This window comes from uncultured Psychrobacillus sp. (assembly GCF_938022135.1).
Lineage (GTDB): Bacteria > Bacillota > Bacilli > Bacillales_A > Planococcaceae > Psychrobacillus.
This window is the reverse complement of record NZ_CALIED010000004.1, coordinates 1-2,675: the sequence shown is the minus strand read 5'-3', so window position 1 is coordinate 2,675 and position 2,675 is coordinate 1. Positions and strand designations below refer to the sequence as shown.

Below are 2,675 nucleotides of genomic sequence, written 5' to 3'. Positions count from 1 at the left end.
AGTTCCTTTTACTTTTTTATCTAAATTTGAAATGTGTTCTTTTGCAGCTCCTAATTGCTTACGCATATTTTTCGAATATTGAACGAGGTATTCCCCTTCAACTGTAAACTCGACACCTCTTTTGCCTCTAGAGATTAAATTTGTTTTGAACTCTTTTTCCAGCTGTTTTATACGATAGGATAAAGCTGGTTGGGAAATAAATAGTCGTTGTGCTGCCTTTGTTATATTTCTTTCTTCGTAAAGAGTAATTAAAATAAGCCAGTCTTTTTCATCCATAAAATTTTTCTCCTTTAACCATAAAAAATATTTATGGGTAATTATAAATAATGATAATTTATTTGATTTCTAAAAGTATAATACAACTAATGAATGAAAGAAATCTATCTTTTTTTGTGTAAATCAATAATCTAACTAAATGTTTCTAGTATTTATTCATAAAATTTTTCTATGGCAATGAATAAAAAAACAATATTATTTTTATTCATTATTTTCACTTATTATTTACATGAAGAGTTATCACTACTTAACAGGAGGGGTAAAGATGTCAAATACACAAAATTATGATGTAGTTGTAGTAGGGGCAGGAAACGCAGCTTTATGTGCCGCAATATCAGCAAAAGAGGGAGGTGCTAGAGTTCTTGTATTAGAACGAGGACCATTGGAAAAGCGTGGAGGAAACTCTTTCTTCACAGATGGAGCCATACGTGTTGCCTACAATAATTTAGACGCAATCAGAAATATAATACCTGAATTAACAGATGAAGAATCCGAGTTAATTGTAATGCCTGAATACACGGAATCCGATTATTACAATGATCTAATGCGAGTAACAGATGGACAAAGTAATCCTGAGTTAGCAAAACAGCTGGTTTCTAGGTCATATGAAACAATTGCGTGGATGCGTGATCAGGGAATAAAATTTGAATTGAATTATGAAAATCAATCTTTCGTACAAGATGGCAAGCGCAATTTCTGGGGAGGACTGCCTATCAAAACGGAGGATAAAGGCGTTGGCTTAATGAGACAGCTCTTTGCGCGGACAGAAGAAATCGGCATCGACGTTTGGTACGATTCACGTGCTGTGGAGCTTGTATCAGAGCATAACACAATAACCGGTGTCGTTGTTGAGAAGGATCATACATTGGTAACTGTTCAGACATCCGGTGTGATTTTGGCCTGTGGCGGCTTTGAAGCCAATAAGAAAATGAGAAGTGAAAATATTGGTGAAGAATGGGAAGCTGCTATTGTTCGTGGAACCGAGTTCAACACAGGAGACGACATCTCCATGGCTATGGCAGTCGGGGCTCAAAAATTTGGGCAGTGGTCTGGATGTCATTCGATTGGGACAGATTATAACGCGCCAAAAGTAGGAGACTTCACGAAGCCGGGAGATATTTTTAAAAAGCATTCTTATCCGTACAGCGTCATGCTTAATAATGAAGGGAAACGTTTTGTTGATGAAGGAGCAGATTTGCGAAATTACACCTATGCCAAATACGGCCGTGAGGTATTAAAACAGCCTGGACATGTAGCATATCAAATTTATGATGCACAGGTACGCCCGATGCTGCGTAAAGAATATGACCTTGAAGAAGCGACTATTTATAAAGCAGATACACTTGAAGAGTTGGCTAGTTTACTGCCGGTCAATCAAACACAATTCCTTAAAACGATCGAAGAGTATAACAGTGCCGTACAAGAGGGCGAGTATAGACCCGCAGAGAAAGATGGCAAAGGAACGAAAGGAATTATCCCTCCTAAATCCAACTGGGCACTTCGAATTGAGCAAGGTCCATTCTATGCTTTCCCTGTAACGTGCGGAATCACCTTCTCGTTCGGTGGTTTGCATGTAAATGCAACGGGTCATGTGTTAGACAAAGAAGAACAACCGATAAAAGGTCTCTTTGCGGCTGGTGAAATGATTGGGGGGATTTTTTATGAAAACTATCCTGGTGGATCCGGGTTAATGTCTGGAGCAGTCTTTGGAAAATTAGCTGGTTCATCCGCAACCCACTATACTCAAGATAAGGTTGAAACGATCAATCATCACTGAGTCTTTTTCTTGAATGGTTTATTAGAAAAGAATGAGTCCAAAAAATAATAGAGATACGTGAAGTAGAAGAATGAAAAATAGCCAAGGCTTAAAAAAGTCCTTGGCTGTTTGGTATTTTAAAATATTAAAAATCTTTATGCTTTGACTAAAACCCAAATCATATGGGTATATTACAAGGTCAAACTTAGTAACAGTGTATCTATTGCAGTTTTTTCAGATGGAGTGATTGTATATTGCTTTAAGCGTCCTGACGGCCAGACAATAAGATTCTTCATTACTAGCTTTTCGAGTTTAGCACCAGCTGTAATGGATAGAGATTGGCATTATCGTGCATAAAGTATTGACTTATGAAGAGTTACCAGTTATCAATACTTTGTATGATTTTATTTATATTGCTGTTTATCCTAAGTTAAGCATGTGAAAAAGGGTAGCGGATTGGTTTATTGATATTTTCCCCTAAACAAGGATGATAGATAGCAATTAGCTTTCTTTGTATATTTACTCTAGTTACTATGAAAATCTGGATTCAGTATCTATACCCTAATTTGTATAAGGGTTTTAGCTTTCCCAGGAAATTTTTTCTATTCTCATTCCTAGTTTATTATTGAATTTTGAAGGCATT

General features: G+C 36.7%; 2 protein-coding genes. One reads left to right on the top strand and one right to left on the bottom strand.

Features of this window, described 5'->3' with window-relative positions; all coding sequences use genetic code 11:
- A partial coding sequence (locus tag Q0371_RS00250) for a LysR family transcriptional regulator (protein WP_298466752.1) occupies positions 1 to 276 on the bottom strand: 276 nt, incomplete at its 3' end.
- A gap of 265 nt (positions 277 to 541) precedes the next feature.
- Here Q0371_RS00250 and tcuA point away from each other — a divergent pair.
- Positions 542 to 2,053, top strand: a complete 1,512-nt coding sequence (gene tcuA, locus Q0371_RS00245) for an FAD-dependent tricarballylate dehydrogenase TcuA (RefSeq protein ID WP_298466749.1) — start codon at positions 542 to 544, stop codon at positions 2,051 to 2,053.
- The last annotated feature ends 622 nt before the right edge of the window (positions 2,054 to 2,675 follow it).

Excerpts from the sequence above, each read along its gene's own strand:
- tcuA (WP_298466749.1), top strand. The coding sequence starts at position 542 with ATGTCAAATACACAAAATTATGATGTAGTTGTAGTAGGGGCAGGAAAC.